This window comes from Segatella copri (genome assembly GCF_026015465.1).
GTDB lineage: Bacteria > Bacteroidota > Bacteroidia > Bacteroidales > Bacteroidaceae > Prevotella > Prevotella copri_E.
Map to the genome: position 1 here is coordinate 662,673 of NZ_JAPDUQ010000001.1, position 17,560 is coordinate 680,232.

19 protein-coding genes are annotated in these 17,560 nt (G+C 44.8%); 7 read left to right on the forward strand and 12 right to left on the reverse strand.

What is annotated here, in order from left to right; genetic code table 11:
- The first annotated feature begins 229 nt into the window (after positions 1-229).
- Positions 230-1,237, forward strand: coding sequence for an IS110 family transposase (locus ONT08_RS02900; protein WP_119235899.1), 1,008 nt, complete (start codon positions 230-232; stop codon positions 1,235-1,237).
- A 123-nt stretch (positions 1,238-1,360) separates the two neighbouring features.
- Here the strand turns inward: ONT08_RS02900 and ONT08_RS02905 are convergent, their stop codons facing one another.
- From ONT08_RS02905 to ONT08_RS02915, 3 genes are all read right to left on the reverse strand, one after another.
- Complete coding sequence (locus ONT08_RS02905) at positions 1,361-2,296, reverse strand: Rpn family recombination-promoting nuclease/putative transposase (protein ID WP_264959211.1); 936 nt, start codon at positions 2,294-2,296, stop codon at positions 1,361-1,363.
- 593 nt (positions 2,297-2,889) lie between these two features.
- The gene (locus tag ONT08_RS02910; protein ID WP_264958933.1) at positions 2,890-4,176 is read right to left on the reverse strand and encodes an IS1380 family transposase; all 1,287 of its coding nucleotides are present in this window, start codon (positions 4,174-4,176) and stop codon (positions 2,890-2,892) included.
- Positions 4,177-4,414: 238 nt separating this feature from the next.
- Positions 4,415-5,701: an IS1380 family transposase gene (locus tag ONT08_RS02915; protein ID WP_264958933.1), complete on the reverse strand. Its 1,287-nt coding sequence runs from the start codon at positions 5,699-5,701 to the stop codon at positions 4,415-4,417.
- Between the two features lie 494 nt (positions 5,702-6,195).
- Here ONT08_RS02915 and ONT08_RS02920 point away from each other — a divergent pair, with 494 nt between their 5' ends.
- The 4 genes from ONT08_RS02920 to ONT08_RS02935 all read left to right on the forward strand — a co-directional run bounded on the left by ONT08_RS02920 (position 6,196) and on the right by ONT08_RS02935 (position 8,305).
- Positions 6,196-6,729: an HU family DNA-binding protein gene (locus ONT08_RS02920; RefSeq protein ID WP_264959212.1), complete on the forward strand. Its 534-nt coding sequence runs from the start codon at positions 6,196-6,198 to the stop codon at positions 6,727-6,729.
- A gap of 96 nt (positions 6,730-6,825) precedes the next feature.
- Positions 6,826-6,924, forward strand: a complete 99-nt coding sequence (locus ONT08_RS02925) for a smalltalk protein (protein WP_228112395.1) — start codon at positions 6,826-6,828, stop codon at positions 6,922-6,924.
- A 173-nt stretch (positions 6,925-7,097) separates the two neighbouring features.
- Positions 7,098-7,796 carry a 5'-methylthioadenosine/adenosylhomocysteine nucleosidase gene (locus ONT08_RS02930; protein WP_118151660.1) on the forward strand — a complete coding sequence of 233 codons (699 nt, stop codon included), beginning with the start codon at positions 7,098-7,100 and terminating at the stop codon, positions 7,794-7,796.
- A gap of 23 nt (positions 7,797-7,819) precedes the next feature.
- Positions 7,820-8,305: an S-ribosylhomocysteine lyase gene (locus ONT08_RS02935; protein ID WP_264959213.1), complete on the forward strand. Its 486-nt coding sequence runs from the start codon at positions 7,820-7,822 to the stop codon at positions 8,303-8,305.
- A gap of 20 nt (positions 8,306-8,325) precedes the next feature.
- Here the strand turns inward: ONT08_RS02935 and ONT08_RS02940 are convergent, their stop codons facing one another.
- Both ONT08_RS02940 and typA read right to left on the reverse strand, forming a co-directional pair.
- Complete coding sequence (locus ONT08_RS02940) at positions 8,326-9,237, reverse strand: transporter (protein ID WP_371833697.1); 912 nt, start codon at positions 9,235-9,237, stop codon at positions 8,326-8,328.
- A gap of 57 nt (positions 9,238-9,294) precedes the next feature.
- A complete protein-coding gene (typA, locus tag ONT08_RS02945) occupies positions 9,295-11,097 on the reverse strand; it encodes a translational GTPase TypA (protein ID WP_006849082.1) in 1,803 nt (600 codons plus the stop codon).
- Positions 11,098-11,282: 185 nt separating this feature from the next.
- On the opposite strand from typA, the gene rpsO reads away from it, so the two are divergent.
- Together rpsO and ONT08_RS16470 are read left to right on the forward strand one after the other, a co-directional pair.
- The gene (rpsO, locus tag ONT08_RS02950; protein WP_022122065.1) at positions 11,283-11,552 is read left to right on the forward strand and encodes a 30S ribosomal protein S15; all 270 of its coding nucleotides are present in this window, start codon (positions 11,283-11,285) and stop codon (positions 11,550-11,552) included.
- A gap of 245 nt (positions 11,553-11,797) precedes the next feature.
- Entirely contained in the window at positions 11,798-11,914 is a 117-nt protein-coding gene (locus ONT08_RS16470; RefSeq protein WP_367398878.1) for a hypothetical protein, read from the forward strand.
- Between the two features lie 66 nt (positions 11,915-11,980).
- Here ONT08_RS16470 and folK read toward each other — a convergent pair whose 3' ends face one another.
- The 7 genes from folK to lpxA form a co-directional block, all read right to left on the reverse strand.
- Complete coding sequence (gene folK / locus ONT08_RS02955) at positions 11,981-12,388, reverse strand: 2-amino-4-hydroxy-6-hydroxymethyldihydropteridine diphosphokinase (protein WP_117587514.1); 408 nt, start codon at positions 12,386-12,388, stop codon at positions 11,981-11,983.
- A 93-nt stretch (positions 12,389-12,481) separates the two neighbouring features.
- Positions 12,482-13,666 (reverse strand): tRNA preQ1(34) S-adenosylmethionine ribosyltransferase-isomerase QueA, encoded by a 1,185-nt coding sequence (gene queA / locus ONT08_RS02960; RefSeq protein ID WP_117587517.1) that lies wholly within the window; start codon positions 13,664-13,666, stop codon positions 12,482-12,484.
- Positions 13,667-13,679: 13 nt separating this feature from the next.
- Positions 13,680-14,396 (reverse strand): tRNA pseudouridine(55) synthase TruB, encoded by a 717-nt coding sequence (gene truB / locus ONT08_RS02965; RefSeq protein WP_117727307.1) that lies wholly within the window; start codon positions 14,394-14,396, stop codon positions 13,680-13,682.
- Positions 14,397-14,405: 9 nt separating this feature from the next.
- On the reverse strand, positions 14,406-15,251 hold the full coding sequence (locus tag ONT08_RS02970; RefSeq protein WP_118151656.1) for an undecaprenyl-diphosphate phosphatase: 846 nt from the start codon (positions 15,249-15,251) through the stop codon (positions 14,406-14,408).
- A 29-nt stretch (positions 15,252-15,280) separates the two neighbouring features.
- Positions 15,281-15,511: a DUF3098 domain-containing protein gene (locus ONT08_RS02975; RefSeq protein WP_006849068.1), complete on the reverse strand. Its 231-nt coding sequence runs from the start codon at positions 15,509-15,511 to the stop codon at positions 15,281-15,283.
- A 79-nt stretch (positions 15,512-15,590) separates the two neighbouring features.
- Positions 15,591-16,469: a cell division protein FtsX gene (locus tag ONT08_RS02980; RefSeq protein ID WP_117587510.1), complete on the reverse strand. Its 879-nt coding sequence runs from the start codon at positions 16,467-16,469 to the stop codon at positions 15,591-15,593.
- Between the two features lie 282 nt (positions 16,470-16,751).
- On the reverse strand, positions 16,752-17,534 hold the full coding sequence (gene lpxA / locus ONT08_RS02985; protein ID WP_264959215.1) for an acyl-ACP--UDP-N-acetylglucosamine O-acyltransferase: 783 nt from the start codon (positions 17,532-17,534) through the stop codon (positions 16,752-16,754).
- Between the last annotated feature and the right edge of the window lie 26 nt (positions 17,535-17,560).

A 17,560-nucleotide genomic window follows, 5' to 3' on the forward strand; every position in this document is an offset into this window, starting at 1 on the left:
TGCAGAAAATTAGATAAGTACAATAAAAAAAGAAGAATACTCCATATCCAGCGTTAACCCTGTGCCCTTTCTAGCATAGTAAAGGCTTAGCCCTGTTTGGGGAACTGGATATTTTCTGAACAGAAGCTTGAGAGTAAATTAGCCTGCTTGTGTAGAACAAGACAGGACTCGTAGTATAGTTGTAGCCGCTCAGAACGGAGCACCCTTCTTATTAAAAACTTTATTCAATATGCAAATATACGGAATAGATTTGGCAAAAGAGAAATTTGACGTAAGTTTTTTCGACTTGACATCAAAAAAAGTATCAAACCAACCTTCACATAAGGTTGTAAAGAACAATTTTAAGAGTATCGGAAGGTTTTTAGAAACCCTTCCAAGCGATGCTGTATTGGTTGCTGAGCATACCGGAGTTTATGGTGATACTCTCTTGAAGTGCTGCATGGATAGCAATGTGAAGATTGCCTTTGTGGGTGGATATGTCATCCATAGATACAGAGCTACACCTGACCGTGCCAAGACGGATGTCCTGGATTGTGCACTGCTCAGAGATTTTGGAGAGAGATATCCTGATAAGCTGAAATACAAGACGTTTCCAGAAGAGGCTCTATATGAGCTTCGTCAATTGGCACGCCACCGAGAAATGCTCGTAGAACAGCGTAAGCAGCTAATAACAGCCGACAAGAGCGAGGATTGTCGTCCTATCAGAAGTCTTGCCGTCAAGCGAAGCATGGACCGCATCAAAGAGATGTTGGACACGGAAATTGCAGAGACGGAAAAAGAAATGTTGAAAGTCATAAATGGACATGAGAGCATTCGCCACAACTATGAGCTTGTTAAAAGTGTCGATGGAGTTGGGCTGATTACCGCAGTAGAACTATTGGTAAAAACAGAGAATTTCACAAAAATAACTACAGCGCGCCAATATGCTGCTTATGCAGGAACTGCGCCATACGAAAAATCATCGGGGAAAATGGACAAGGGAGCACATATATCCAAGATTGGTAATAGACGGTCAAAGACCTTGTTGTACATCTGCGCAGAAAGCGCCAGATTGCACAACAAGGAGATTAAACTGTACTACGAGAGACGTACTTTAATAGATAAAAAGCCGCGTCATTATGTGCTAAATGCCATAGCAAACAAGTTGCTAAGGATCATATTCACCCTCGTGGAAAAAGGTGAATACTATGACGCAAACTTCATTAGGCAAGACCCAAGGGTCGTTAAATATAATTAACGTTAAAAAATACGCTCAAAGCTTGCTCAATTAGAGTAAAACAGGGCGTGTGGGGCAAGCCGAAAGGGTGCAGCCGAAATATACACTACGCCTGAAGCGGCTTCAATTCTTCAATACCAGTTCTTATTTCCTCATTTTCTGAATTTCCTCCAGCGGAAGCTCGGTGGCCGTTGATACTTGCGCTTCAGAAAGACCCATTGACAAAAGGCGGTAAGCTGTGTCTAACTTTTCTTTAGCCATTCCTTTAGCCATTCCTTCTGCTCTACCTTTAGCAATACCTTTAGCAATTCCTTTAGCAATTCCTTTAGCAATTCCCTTTTCCTCTCCTTCAACATAAGAGCCATAAAGGCCGGAGTAGTAATCATCAACAGCCTTAATACTCTCATCGTATTTTTCCTGCTCCTCACTACTCAAGCAACGAACATCCGCCAATTTAGCAAGATGATCGAATATCTTCTTCTGCGCCGTAAAAGGCAATCTTTCCAATACTTCCATATACTTCAAAACATAAATCCATTTTTCAAAACCCGTCTCGCATTCTTCCTCACTCTTATCAAAGAAAGGAAGAGAAAGATAGATGAAACGAAGCTTGTCAGAAAATATAGAGTCACTAGACTTCTCCCTCAAAGCAACGTCTGTCCTAAACTTTGTCACCTCATGCTCCTTTGGCATAAAATTCATGATGCAAACCACATAAACCGGTACAAACTGGTATAAAATAGCTGTGCGGACACCTGCTTCATCAAATTTCTTACGTTGGGCAACAAAAGCCTTACTAGCATAATAGATGGAACGATTCACAAAGAAAGGTACCCATCTGTTCTGCATCTCAACGATGAAATGTTTATCATCGTCGGTAACACAATAGATGTCAAAGATGCAGCCACGGAGATCATTAGTATCTCCAAGCTGTTCCTTATCCTTGAATGTTACGTCCTTGATTTGAAACTCACCTTCAAACAAGTCGTTCAAAAAATTAATCAGCAAGTCCTTGCTGAACTCTTGACCGAAGAGACGCTTGAAGCCCCAATCGGTAAAGGGGTTGATGTATCTACCCATAAATTATCAATTTAGATTCTGTAAATCTGCCGCAAAGATAAACTTTTATTTCGAAACATGCAAGAAAATCGGGGAGAAAATTTTAGAAAAAGTTGCTGGCAAAGGGAGAATGTTTATAAGTGCGCGAAAAATATACAGTAAGTCCATTAGGACTCTAACGTTTGTAAAAGGCTAGGAGCTTTTGGGCCTTCAGTCCGTACTTGAACCACATACGATAATGACTCAGTTCCTCAGAACTCAGTTCCTCAGTTTTCTTCTAGGGGTATACTTGATGATTACAAATTATAAGTAATTATATTTTATTATATATATAATATATATTATATATATAATAAGCTTCTAAATTAAGATAAACCTCAAATCCGCAACCTATAGGGTTTAGTGGGATTTTGCTTGTAAAACGACAAAATTCATTTTATTGTACACCTCAAATCCGCAACCTATAGGGTTTAGTGGGATTTTGCTTGTAAAACGACAAAATTCATTTTATTGTACATATTTCTTGCATAACAGAAATGTCGCAGACACAAAATCCCCTTACCCCATAAAGCGACTTGAGGTAATACGCTGGTTTAACCAGAAAAGCATGGTCTTTAACCAAAGTCTGTCTTGAACAGGTTGGCATAAGCATTGTTGTCTGAGTAAATGTTCAATACATGCCTACGTGATGTCTTAATCCATTTCGCAGGAACAGAGATGAACTTGAAAACAAAGGTCTTGATTCTGCTGGTGGCACGCAATCCAAATTCATGGGTTTTCAATCTCTGCATAATAGCTTTGTAGAAGTTTCTGATGAGAGCTGTCATAAGCAGGAATACAGTATTCTGTGCCATGAACGATTTTGGCAATCGATTCCAGCCAAAGTCATTGTTCATGTCATCGAAGATGCGTTCCTTGCCACCACGAAGATTGTAGAATTCCACGATGTCTCTTGCACTCGACTTGTAATCGTTAGTCAGTATACATCTGTAGGTATATTCGCCTTCCCAAATGTCAAGGTCTCCATCTATTCGCCTTTGTCTCTGTATGACAAGACGATACGGTTTTCCTTTCCATTTCTCAACAAGGATAGAATTCAACTCAAACTCAATACCGTTGATTTCAACAGTTTTCCATCCAGTTAAGGCAAACATGGAATCGTAGAAAGAAGAGCATCTGTTGGCACGAATATAAAAATACCTGCAATGAGCCTCTACCATATCTACGATTTCCTCCGAACATGAGCCGCAATCCATGCGGGCACGAGAAATATATATTTCCGAAGCCTCCAATCGCTTGAAGATTCTTTCCAAAGTTTCTTTTTGGTTGAAGCGCACGTTTGTGTTGCCGTCTCTATTTTCAATACCAACAATCATGTCGTTAATGACAGCTACACCTGGACTATAGCCCAAGAACTTCTTGTAGGTTGGTTTTGCATCATACTTCTCTGTTTCAATGAACTGATGGTCAAAGTCAAAATCATACTCTTGACCGGATTTCAATTGACCAGTAGCAAGCAGGGCATTGACCAGTAAGCAGTTCATCTTGTCTGCAGTATTGAAATCATAGGATTTGCCAGAAGCAGACTTATAGGTGATGCTCTTAAAGGTCAGTTCTTCGATAGCACGTAATATGGTGTCTGCGCTGCAAGTGCGAAGAGTTGGATGAAGAGATAAATGTTTCATCAGGTGAGTTGTAACATCCTCAATACATGAGCCACCACAAAGATATACGCACATCAGAGAACGTAGAATCTCGCTATATTGATAACCAAACAATGTGCATCTCAATCCCAAGGTAGAATCTATTGTTTGAGCTAAAAGAGAATCAAATTGCTCCATAATAGAAAAAATTCCTCCAAAAGGAGTGAGTTTCTCAGATTTTATTTGTACTTTTGCCATGTCATTCAGAATTTTGTTTGTTTTTATTTTGCAACACTAAGATAAGTGAAATTTCTGACATGGCAAAATCCTGAGCAACTTTTTGTTGCTCAGGTGCTTATAAAAAATATTAAATTATAGTGTTGCGGAAATTAGAGTACATATTTCTTGCATAACAGAAATGTCGCAGACACAAAATCCCCTTACCCCATAAAGCGACTTGAGGTAATACGCTGGTTTAACCAGAAAAGCATGGTCTTTAACCAAAGTCTGTCTTGAACAGGTTGGCATAAGCATTGTTGTCTGAGTAAATGTTCAATACATGCCTACGTGATGTCTTAATCCATTTCGCAGGAACAGAGATGAACTTGAAAACAAAGGTCTTGATTCTGCTGGTGGCACGCAATCCAAATTCATGGGTTTTCAATCTCTGCATAATAGCTTTGTAGAAGTTTCTGATGAGAGCTGTCATAAGCAGGAATACAGTATTCTGTGCCATGAACGATTTTGGCAATCGATTCCAGCCAAAGTCATTGTTCATGTCATCGAAGATGCGTTCCTTGCCACCACGAAGATTGTAGAATTCCACGATGTCTCTTGCACTCGACTTGTAATCGTTAGTCAGTATACATCTGTAGGTATATTCGCCTTCCCAAATGTCAAGGTCTCCATCTATTCGCCTTTGTCTCTGTATGACAAGACGATACGGTTTTCCTTTCCATTTCTCAACAAGGATAGAATTCAACTCAAACTCAATACCGTTGATTTCAACAGTTTTCCATCCAGTTAAGGCAAACATGGAATCGTAGAAAGAAGAGCATCTGTTGGCACGAATATAAAAATACCTGCAATGAGCCTCTACCATATCTACGATTTCCTCCGAACATGAGCCGCAATCCATGCGGGCACGAGAAATATATATTTCCGAAGCCTCCAATCGCTTGAAGATTCTTTCCAAAGTTTCTTTTTGGTTGAAGCGCACGTTTGTGTTGCCGTCTCTATTTTCAATACCAACAATCATGTCGTTAATGACAGCTACACCTGGACTATAGCCCAAGAACTTCTTGTAGGTTGGTTTTGCATCATACTTCTCTGTTTCAATGAACTGATGGTCAAAGTCAAAATCATACTCTTGACCGGATTTCAATTGACCAGTAGCAAGCAGGGCATTGACCAGTAAGCAGTTCATCTTGTCTGCAGTATTGAAATCATAGGATTTGCCAGAAGCAGACTTATAGGTGATGCTCTTAAAGGTCAGTTCTTCGATAGCACGTAATATGGTGTCTGCGCTGCAAGTGCGAAGAGTTGGATGAAGAGATAAATGTTTCATCAGGTGAGTTGTAACATCCTCAATACATGAGCCACCACAAAGATATACGCACATCAGAGAACGTAGAATCTCGCTATATTGATAACCAAACAATGTGCATCTCAATCCCAAGGTAGAATCTATTGTTTGAGCTAAAAGAGAATCAAATTGCTCCATAATAGAAAAAATTCCTCCAAAAGGAGTGAGTTTCTCAGATTTTATTTGTACTTTTGCCATGTCATTCAGAATTTTGTTTGTTTTTATTTTGCAACACTAAGATAAGTGAAATTTCTGACATGGCAAAATCCTGAGCAACTTTTTGTTGCTCAGGTGCTTATAAAAAATATTAAATTATAGTGTTGCGGAAATTAGAATAAAAGTGAAGGGTCAGAGAAAAACTGAGGAACTGAGTTCTGAGGAACTGAGGGAGATTTCTTATGCCATTTTGTATCTTTCTATTTTATTGTAAACAAAGTATTTAAGTGCGCAACTCTATGTTTTCCTCTCTGAAAAAGTATGAGTTGCGGGGCGCAAAACGGCAAGTTAGATTGTTTAACAGGTTTCGGATTGAAAGTGTGCTGAAAATCGCGCCTTATCACACGCTGAAATTTGGTGGCATCGGGAAATTGCAGTATCTTTGCATCGTCGTTCGAAGAAAGGCTGCACTCGACAAAGCGCAACCCTCAAAGTTAACAATTAACAATTTATTAACCCTTTAAAAATTTAAGATTATGGAACAGAAAGGAACATTGAAATATCGTAAAGTACAGCGCACACCTCAGACTGGTGAAAACGCAGGTAAGAAGAAGTGGTATGCGGCTGCGGTAACTGACCGCGAAGTGGACTTCGAGGGATTCGTATCGCATATCTCTGACCACGGCTCGCCTTACTCTCGTGGTACTATCCACGGTGTGCTGATGGATGCACTCGACCATCTGCAGGAGCTGATTCTCGACGGCAAGAGCGTGCGTCTCTCTGACCTCGGACTGTTCTCCATCGGTATGAGCTCCAAGGCGGAGGACACCAAGGAGAAGGTGACAGCTGCCAGCGTGGAGGGCGTGCACCTGATTGTGAGAAACACGAAAAGCTGGAGCAATACTGAGCTGCGCAAGAAGTGCAAGATTCAGGAGTACGGCGGCAATATCGGCACCGACGGAGAGGGCACCACAGGCGGTGGTACTACCGGTGGCGGCACTGAACAGGGCGGCGGCTCTGGCACCAGCCAAGGCGGTGGTACGCAGGGCGGCGGCGACGGGCTTGAATAAAGCCCTCGCCTGAGGGCGGCAAGTAGAAAGCTAGCGTATCCCCCTCGCCAAGTTAACATTAACATATAACACTTAACATTAAAAATAATAATAAAGATGATGAAAGCAAATACCTGGAAAACGATTTTGCAGATTGCAATCTCCTTCCTCACAGCCATCGCTACTACGCTCGGAGTTACCAGCTGTAGCGTGTAAAAAAAAGATGTTTTTAAATTCTGATTCGACATAGCAAAGCCCCCGGTGCATCACGCATCGGGGGCTTTTTTTACTTTTTTACCTTTAAAAGCCTTTTTCCTTAAAAACTCCTTAAACTTTGCTTCTCTCTGCAATATTTTTAGTAACTTTGCACCCAAAAGTTAGTATAGAATATGAAAATAGGAATTATCGTTGCGATGGACAAGGAGTTCGCGCAACTCAAAACATTATTGACCGAATCGCAGGTTGAGAGAAAAAACTATAAGGACTTCGTTATCGGAAAGATAGGCAATAACGAGGTGGTGATGCAGCAATGCGGCATCGGTAAGGTGAACAGTACCATAGGTGCCGTAGAAATGATTGACAACTATCACCCTGACCTCGTCATCTCTTCAGGTGTGGCTGGAGGCGCTGATATCAACCTCAACGTGACTGAGGTGGTGGTGGCAACCAACTGCGTTTACCACGATGCCTACTGCGGCGAGGAATGCGAATTCGGACAGATTCTAGGCATGCCTGCTTTCTTCAAAACACCTAAGGAATATGTGGAGAAGGCACTCGCCATCAACAACCTGCCGGGCAACAGGCACCCGAAGATCCACGCCGGACAGATTGTGAGCGGCGAATGGTTTGTAGACAGCAAGGAGAAGATGCGCTCTATCCTGGAACACTTCCCTCAGGCGATGGCGGTGGATATGGAGAGCTGCTCTATCGCCCAGACCTGCCACATCTACAAGACGCCTTTCATCTCCTTCCGCATCATCAGCGATGTACCGCTGAAAGATACCAAGGCACAGCAGTATTTCGACTTCTGGGCTAAAATGGCTGAAGGCTCTTTCAATGTTACCAAGGCTTTCCTCGAAAGTCTGTAAACTGTAAATTATCAATTATCAAGATGAATAAGATTCCAAGTTTTACAATCAATCACAATAAGCTGCTCCGCGGCATCTACGTGAGCCGTAAGGACGAAGTAGGCGGAGAAGTCATCACAACATTCGATATCCGCATGAAAGTGCCTAACCAGGAGCCTTGTCTGCACAACGGTGCCATCCATACCATCGAACACCTGGCTGCCACCTATCTGCGCAACGACGAGGAGTGGAAGGACCGCATCATCTACTGGGGACCGATGGGATGCCTCACGGGCAACTATCTCCTTATCAAGGGCGACCTGGAGAGCAAGGACATCGTGGAACTGATGAAGCGCACCTTTAAGTTTATCGCCGATTTCAAGGGTGAGATTCCAGGACAGGCGGCAAAGGACTGCGGCAACTACCTGCTCCACGACCTGCCTATGGCGAAATATGAAGCCAGAAAATATCTGGATGAGGTGCTCTGCTGCATCAGGGAAGAAAACCTCATCTACCCTACCCAGGATTAGAAACAAAAAATATGGCAAGCTTACCACTTAAGCTTGCCATATTTTTCTTTATACCAAAGTTGCCAGCCATTGACCAGATTCTGCCATACTACATAGGCACCCGGTGCTACGGCAGCAAGAGGATTCAGGAAGGTGAGGGTGAGCCAGATGCCCACTACCGTATTCTTCTGTCCCAACGCCTGACCGGCACTGATACTCGCACCGAAATGCCTGCCTACCGCCTTGCCGATGGCAAACTGGAGGAGACATACCAGCAGCGGTACAAAGAGCAGCAGAAGCATCGTTACGCCCGATACCTCGGCATGGAGCATGTTGCGAACCGTTTCGCCCATCAGTATCGTGAGGTTGAAACACCACATATAAAAGCCTAAATCCTTTACATTCTTCACCTTATCCACCCATTTTGGCAGGAACCTGCGGCTCAGCAAGGCAAGCAGCAGAGGCACCACCAGCACGGTAGTGACATTGCGGAACACCATCGCACTCATCATGAGGAACGATACGTCTGCCCCTTTCTCTACCATCGGGAAAAGACTCGGAATGATGACCATCGTAAAAATGTTGGCGATGACCGTATAGGTGGTCAGCGAACCGATACTGCCGCCCAACTTCTCCGTAACCACAGCCACGGCGGCTGCCGTAGGACAGATGAAGCAGATGAAGGCACCCTCGAGAATCAGTTTGGTGCTGTAATCGGAGCCGAACTCAAAGATAAGCACCACCATCATCAATGCCAGCGAGGTACGGATGAGCTGGAGGATGAAATGCCACGCCTTAGGCTTCATCTCCTTGATTTCTATCTTACAGAAAGTAACATAGAGCAGGGAGAACAGCACTACCGGCATCAGACTTACCAACCTCGGACCACAATAATCGCCAATGGGCACCAGGAAGGGCACATTGGCGAATATCAGGTAGCCCAATGCTCCCATAACCAGAGAGCAGGGCAATGAAAACTTTCTAAAAAATCTCCACAAAATCATTTCTGCTTAGTCTTTGTTGCTGCGCTTGCGCTTCAGGTGATCGAGCTCAATCTTGCGCATACGCATGTTCTTTGGAGTTACCTCTACGTACTCGTCCTCACGGATATACTCCAGGCACTCCTCAAGACTCATCACGGTCTTAGGAATGACGCGAGCCTTATCGTCAGAACCGGAAGCACGCACGTTGGTAAGCTGCTTAGCCTTGGTTACGTTGACTACCAGGTCGTTGTCGTGAACATGCTCACCTACAACCTCGCCTCCGTAAACCTCCTCACCCGGATCGATGAAGAACTTACCACGATCCTGCAGCTTATCGATAGCGTAAGCAAAGGCAGTACCGGTTTCGAGCGCAATCATGCTACCGTTAGAACGGCGGCTGATTTCACCCTTGTATGGCTGATACTCCTTGAAGCGGTGAGCCATGATAGCCTCGCCCTGAGAAGCGGTAAGCACATTGGTACGCAGACCGATGATACCACGTGAAGGGATATCGAACTCGATGTCTACACGCTCGCCCATGTTCAGCATAGAGGTCATATCACCCTTGCGGCGGGTTACCATATCAATCATCTTAGAAGCAAACTCCTCTGGTACGTTGATGGTCAACTCCTCTACAGGCTCGCACTTCACACCGTCAATCTCCTTATAGATAACCTGAGGCTGACCTACCTGGAGCTCATAGCCCTCGCGGCGCATGGTCTCGATGAGTACAGAGAGATGGAGCACACCACGGCCTGATACAATCCACTTATCGGTAGAATCCTCGTAAGGCTGTACGCGGAGAGCGAGGTTCTTCTCGAGCTCCTTGTTCAAGCGCTCCTGGATGTGGCGTGATGTACAGAACTTGCCTTCCTTACCGAAGAATGGTGAATCGTTGATGGTGAAGAGCATGCTCATGGTAGGCTCATCGACAGCGATTGGAGGCAGTGGCTCAGGATTCTCGAAATCGCAGATGGTATCACCAATCTCGAACTTCTCCAAGCCGATAACGGCACAGATATCGCCAGAATCTACATGATCGGTCTTCTTGTGGCCCATACCCTCGAAGGTGTGGAGCTCCTTGATCTTGGTCTTCTCCTGGGTTCCGTCGCGATGGCAGATGGTAACATTCATTCCGTCCTTCAATGTACCGCGGTGTACACGACCTACGGCGATACGACCAGTATAAGAGCTGTAATCGAGTGATGTGATAAGGAGCTGTGGAGTACCCTCGAGCTGCTTAGGAGCTGGGATAACCTCAATAATCTTATCGAGCAGATAATCGATATTGTCTGTTGGATGATTATAGTCCTCGCCCATCCAGCCGTTCTTGGCAGAACCGTAAACTACAGGGAAGTCGAGCTGGTCTTCTGTAGCATCGAGGTCGCACATCAGGTCGAATACCATCTCGTACACCTCTTCAGGGCGACAGTTAGGCTTATCTACCTTATTAACAACGACGATAGGCTTCAGTCCGAGCTGCAATGCCTTCTGGAGCACGAAACGGGTCTGAGGCATCGGACCCTCGAAAGCATCGACGAGGAGGAGGCATCCGTCTGCCATGTTGAGCACGCGCTCAACCTCACCACCGAAGTCAGAGTGTCCAGGAGTATCGAGGATATTAATCTTAGTACCTTTCCAATTGATAGATACATTCTTTGAGAGAATGGTGATACCACGCTCGCGCTCCAAGTCGTTGGAATCGAGCACTTCGCCGCTGTTATCCTGGCCGTCGCGGAACAGCTTACCGGCGAGCATCATCTTGTCGACCAATGTAGTCTTACCATGGTCAACGTGTGCAATAACTGCAATGTTTCTAATGTCTTGCATTTTAATTTTTACCTTAAATACTTAAATTTTGGGTGCAAAATTACAAAAAAATCCCGAAATGTTTGCATAATTCGGCAAAAAGTTGTATCTTTGCACCGCATTTTTAATGAAACCACCGTGAGGAAGGTCATCAGATGCACAAAATTAAACATATTCATATTTTATTAAATTAAGTTTTTACAGCTATGTATTTAGACAAAGCAAAAAAAGAAGAGATCTTTAGCAAGTACGGAAAGTCTAACTCTGATACTGGTTCAGCTGAGAGCCAGATAGCATTGTTCTCATACCGTATTGCTCATTTGACGGAACATGTTAAGAAGAACCGTAAAGATTATACTACAACACGTGCGTTGACACAGCTTGTAGGAAAGCGTCGTGCATTGCTCGATTACTTGTATGATCGCGACATCAATCGCTATCGTGCTATCATCAAGGCCCTCGGTCTTCGTAAGTAATCAGCTTAGGCAGACACATTGCTTAACAGAACAGAATCCCATCGTTCGCAAGAGCGGTGGGATTTTTCTTGCATAAAAAAAAGAACATGATTCATTTCTTAGAACAGCACTTTGTAGAACTTGTAACCACAAACCAGCATCATCTATCTGACGCTGGCAACCATCCTGTTGCTCTGCCAGACACCTGATACAGCCGTTTACAAAACTTTTCGCAGATCTAAAAGACTGATGGCAGGCTGAATGATATCGCCTACAACGCAGGTTTCTCCTCGCTGCCCTACTTTTCGAGCGTCTTTGCCAAATCAGAAGGCGTCACGCCATCTGCCAGGATGAAAGAAATCAGCAGGAATAAAGAAAGATAAGAAACAGGAAACGGGCTGGGAGCGAAAAAACTCCTAGCCCGTTTTTGCATACTTACTAAATTTAAATTACCTGAGTATCTCCTTCAGCGGTTTCATCACGAATTCACGCTCCTCCATCAACGGATGAGGAACCTTGAAATCGGGCTCATCTATCACTAAGTCATCTATCATCAGGATATCAATGTCGATGATGCGGTCATGGTATTCGCTATCCACCGACTTCATGGTACGCCCCATTTCGCGCTCTATGCGCTGCGTAGCCTCCAGCACCTGGCGCGGGGCCATCGTGGTGAGAACCAGCACACAGGCATTGATATAGTCGTTGGGAGATGAATAGCCCCAAGGCTTGGTTTCGTAAAGAGCAGACTGGCGCTCTACCACACCAATCTGCTCTCCTATCTTTTCTATTACCTCGCGAATGTTGCGCTTTCGGTTGCCCAAATTCGTACCGAGACTTAAATATACCTGATACATACTTATTCACACTTTCATAAAATTGTGGATAACTAAGCTAAAACCTAGAATATCAACAACTTCTATGTGTATAAAAACTGTTTATACCACTGTTTAATCTGGAAGCATCAACAATGAATCACCATAGCAGCCAAACATATAGCCATTCTTCACAGCCATCTTGTATGCCTCGTAAACCAACTCGTAACCGCCAAAGGCTGCAGTACTCATCATCAGGGTTGACTCCGGATGATAGAAATTGACTACGGCACAGTCAGCAAGACCAAAATCGTATGGAGGGAAGATGAACTTGTTGGTCCATCCATCGAAAGCCTTCATCATACCATCGGTGCCTACAGCCGTTTCTGTTGCCTTCATCACACTGGTACCGATAGCGCAGACGCGATGGCCGGCAAGTTTGGTCTTGTTAACCAGATCGCATGCCTCCTGGCTGATCATCATCTGCTCAGAATCCATCTTGTGCTTTGTAAGATCCTCCACCTCAATATCGTGGAAGTTGCCCAAACCGCAATGCAGGGTGATATAAGCCTCGTTGATACCGTTGATCTCCATACGCTTCATCAGCTCGCGTGAGAAGTGAAGACCGGTAGCAGGAGCAGTAACAGCACCCTCTACCTCAGCGAAAACACACTGGAAATCGTCCATATCATCCTCTGTAGCGTGATGATCCTCACGTGCATCGATAACGTAACGAGGAAGCGGAGCCTCGCCCAGAGCGAAGAGCGAACGCTTGAAGACATCATGATTGCCATCCTCATCATAGAGGAAACGGAGGGTACGGCCACGGCTGGTGGTATTGTCGATAACCTCGGCAACCATCTCGTTGACATCATCGAAGAAAAGCTTGTTGCCGATACGGATCTTGCGGGCAGGCTCTACCAATACGTCCCAAAGGCGCATCTCAGGATTGAGCTCACGGAGCAGGAACACCTCAATCTTGGCATCGGTCTTCTCCTTGGTACCATAAAGACGGGCTGGGAAAACCTTGGTATTGTTGAAGATGAAGGTATCGCCCTCTTCGAAGTAATTCACGATATCCTTGAACTGCAGGAATACTGGATTGCCATCGGCATCAACCATATCCTTGCCGTTTTCATCTTTCTTGTACATCTCGATGGTTTCTGACTTCTTGTGGAGAACCATGAGTCGGGACTCATCGCGGCGAGTAATCTCGAATGTACGTTCACCACTAGCCGTTTTTACCACGTGCTTTGCCTTATGTGGATAAAGTGCCACCTGATCTTTTGGCAACTTAAAGTTAAATTGTGATAGCTTCATGTTATATTTTTTATTACTTGGATGGCTGAAGGCTGTCTTCGAGAGGCTGCTCATCAAGCCATTCCTGGAAATGTTCAAAACTGATGCAGTTTTCTACTGCGAAACTTCCTGCCTTGGTACGGCGGAGGGCGGTAAGGTAGGCGCCACTATCGAGAGCCCTGCCGATATCACGGGCGAGGGAGCGGATGTAAGTGCCTTTGCCGCAAACCACACGGATGCTGGCGGTCTTCTCCTCATCGTTATAATCGGTGAGTTCTATCTCGTCTACACGCACGGTCTTCGGCTTGAGCTGAACCTCTTCGCCTGCCCGGCGCAAGGCATAAGAGCGGTCGCCATTCACCTTTACGGCGCTGTAGGTAGGCGGAACCTGCTGAATCTCGCCCACAAACTGCTTAAGCGTTTCCTCCACCAGCTGGCGGGTGATATGCTTCGTAGGATAGGTGTGATTCACGCTGTGTTCCTTATCGTAGCTGGCGGTAGTAGCACCGAGCTGCAGGGTTGCTGTATACTCCTTGGTATGGGTCTGCAGCTGTTCTATCTGCTTGGTACATTTACCGGTGCAGAGCACCAGCACGCCAGTGGCAAGGGGATCGAGCGTACCGGCATGTCCTATCTTCACCTTAAAACCGAGCTTCTTGCTGAGCAGATAGCGAACATGTGCCAGGGCTCCGAAACTCGACATGCGATAAGGCTTGTCGATGGCAATAATTTCTCCTTTTCTGAAATCCATAGTATATGTTTAGTCAACCATCTGCATATCTACACCGCAAAGGCCGCAGATGATAATGATAAGTCCTACTACGATACGGTACCATCCGAAAGCTGCAAAACCGTACTTGGTGACATAATTGATGAAAAACTTGATGGCGAGAATGGCAACGATGAATGCCACCACTGAGCCTAATATCAATGTGAACAGGTTGTTGCCCTGGGTGAGCAATGAGCCGCCGCCATGGCTGATGAGCTTATAAACCTCGAGACAGGTGGCGCCAAACATGGTTGGCACTGCCAGGAAGAATGAGAACTCGGCTGCTGCCTTGCGGGTAAGACGCTGGGACATACCACCCACGATGGTTGACATGGAGCGCGATACACCAGGAATCATCGCTATACACTGGATGAAACCGATAATCAGGGCACGCTTGTAAGTAAGCTTGGTCTGTTCGCTGCCTTTATTGAATATCTTATCGCAGAAGAGCATGAAAATACCGCCGATGACAAGCATCCAGCCCACCAGTTGTACATTGCCAAGGTTTGACTCGATGAAATCATTGAAGGCAAGACCCAATACCACGGCAGGCACGGTACCTACAAGCAGACGGGCATAGAAATCGAACATCGCCTTCCAATAGGTCTTCTCACCGGTCTTCACAGCCTCTGGATAGAAGAATCTCTTCCAATACAGACAGATGACAGAAAGGATGGCGCCAAACTGGATGATGACAGTAAAGGCGTTGACAAACTTATCCTGGATATCTACACCCAGCAAATTTTCTACTATAATCATGTGACCCGTACTGGATACAGGCAAGAACTCGGTCAGTCCCTCTACGATAGAGATAATGATAGTCTGAATAAAATCCATCTAATAATAATATGTATATTAATTATAAATTATTCATTGTCTTTCGGTTTGTGAATCACCGCATAGATGATTGAAAGGAAACCTATCAATGTTACAGTTGGTGCTACAACGATGCGACGGGTACTGAAAATATCAGTATCGAAGGTATGCTCGTTAGAACCTGCGCCACTCATCAGCAGAAAACCGATGATGATAATCGCCATTCCGATGCCTAACAAGATAAAGTTCATCTTGTCGAATGCTAAATTCTTCTTATCCATTATTTTTAATGTTTAATGTGTAATGTTTAATGTTTAATAAAGCAAGAGAATTCTTCACTCTTCACTCTTAACTCTTCCCTTATATTTTATACAAGTCTCCCGCCTTCATCTTCAGGAACTTATTGACTGAGATGCAGGCGCAGAAGGCGGTGATGATGATACCGAAGAGGAAGACGGAGCCACCGGTGATGGCAAGTTCCTGCCAGCCCAAAACGTTCATCAACTCAGGTTCGTGGAGCGACCATACATAGAGACAACCGCCCAGAAAACCATCTGCCAGCAGGGCTGAAACAACGCCCACAAGCATAGCCTTGCGCAGGAACGGACGGCGGATAAAGCCCCAGGATGCACCTACCAGTTTCATCGTATGGATGGAGAAACGGCGGGCATAGATGCCCAGACGCACCGTATTGTTAATCAGCGAGAACGAGATGAAGGTGAGCAGGGCTGCTACAATCAGCAATCCGATACTGATCTTTGCCAACGAATTGTTCACCTGTTCTATCAGGTCGTGCTGATAAGTAACCTCGGTAACACGTGGATATGCCTTCAGTTCCTTGGCAATCCACTTCAATGAATCATTGTTCGCGTAATCTGCCTTCGTCGTAATCTCTATGGAAGGCTGGAAAGGGTTGACACCGGCAAACTCGCTCGGGTTGGTACCCAAATCGCGGGTAGCTTCTTTCAGTGCCTCTTCCTTGGTAATATAAGTCAGCGTATTGACATAAGGTCTTGCATTCAGGCGTTTACACATCTGCAATCCCTCCGGGTTAGTCATATCCTGTTCGAGCATCACCTGTACCACGAGATTCTCCTTCACATAGGAAGAGAGATTACGTCCCATGAGGACAGAGAAGATAACTAACCCCAACAAAATGAGCACCATAGCGGTACTGATACACAAAGTAATGACCTGCAATCCACGATGATTGCTAGGCTTATATTGTTTCTTTCTCATTTTTAAAAATCTTTACTAACTTAAAACCAAAAGGGCACAATAACCCAAATTGTCTGCAAAGATACGCATAAACGAAGAGATTACAAAATAAAATAGCATTTATTTACATTTATTCAATTAATTAATCGAACCACAGGTAAAAGTTAAGTTCAATTGAAAAAGGAAAAGGGCCAACCTCACGGCCAGCCCTTCACATAATAAGTAAAATTCAAATAGGTATGACTTGAATTTACTAAATGAAAATTTACTATTCGGGATGGTAAATCCCTTTATGCACATTCATTACATCTTAGTGATGACACCCTTCTCTGAACTCTCCAGGAACTGGATGATGTTCTGAATCTCCGGTCCATCTGGCACCTGATCCTTGATCTGGTTAATGGCATCGAAGAGGGATGTCTGACCATGGAATACCAGTCGGTAGGCATTAGCAATATGCTTGCAAACCTTCTCGGTAAGCTCAGCTGCTTCCATGATGATGGTGTTAGGACCTGCATACTTCACAGGCTTTCCACCGGCAATGATATAAGGAGGAATATCCTTAGAGAAGGTAGTACCTGCCTGAATCATCGCAAGGTCGCCTACTCGGGTCTTGGCGTTCTCTACTACAGATGTTGAGTAGATGACACCGTTACCTATCACGCAGTCGCCTGCAATCTTGGTACCATAACCGAACACGCAACCGTTGCCGATGACGGTATCGTGAGAGATATGGGCACCTTCCATCAGGAAGTTGTTGTTGCCCAGAACGGTCTTGCCACCTGCATGAGTTCCGCGGTTGATAACCACGCCCTCACGGATGGTATTGTTGTCGCCAATCACTACCTCACTCTCCTCACCGGTAAAGTTGAAATCCTGTGGGAGGGCAGCGATAACGGCTGACTGGAACACCTTATTATTATTACCCATGCGAGTACCATTCATGATGCTTGCGAATGGATAGATGGTACAGTTGTCGCCGATGACCACATCGTCCTCAATATAGGCGAATGGATAGATTTTGCAGTTGTCTCCAATCTTAGCCTTTGGAGAAACCTCTGCCTTTGGACTTATTATACTAGCCATAACTATAAACTATTAATTATTAACTA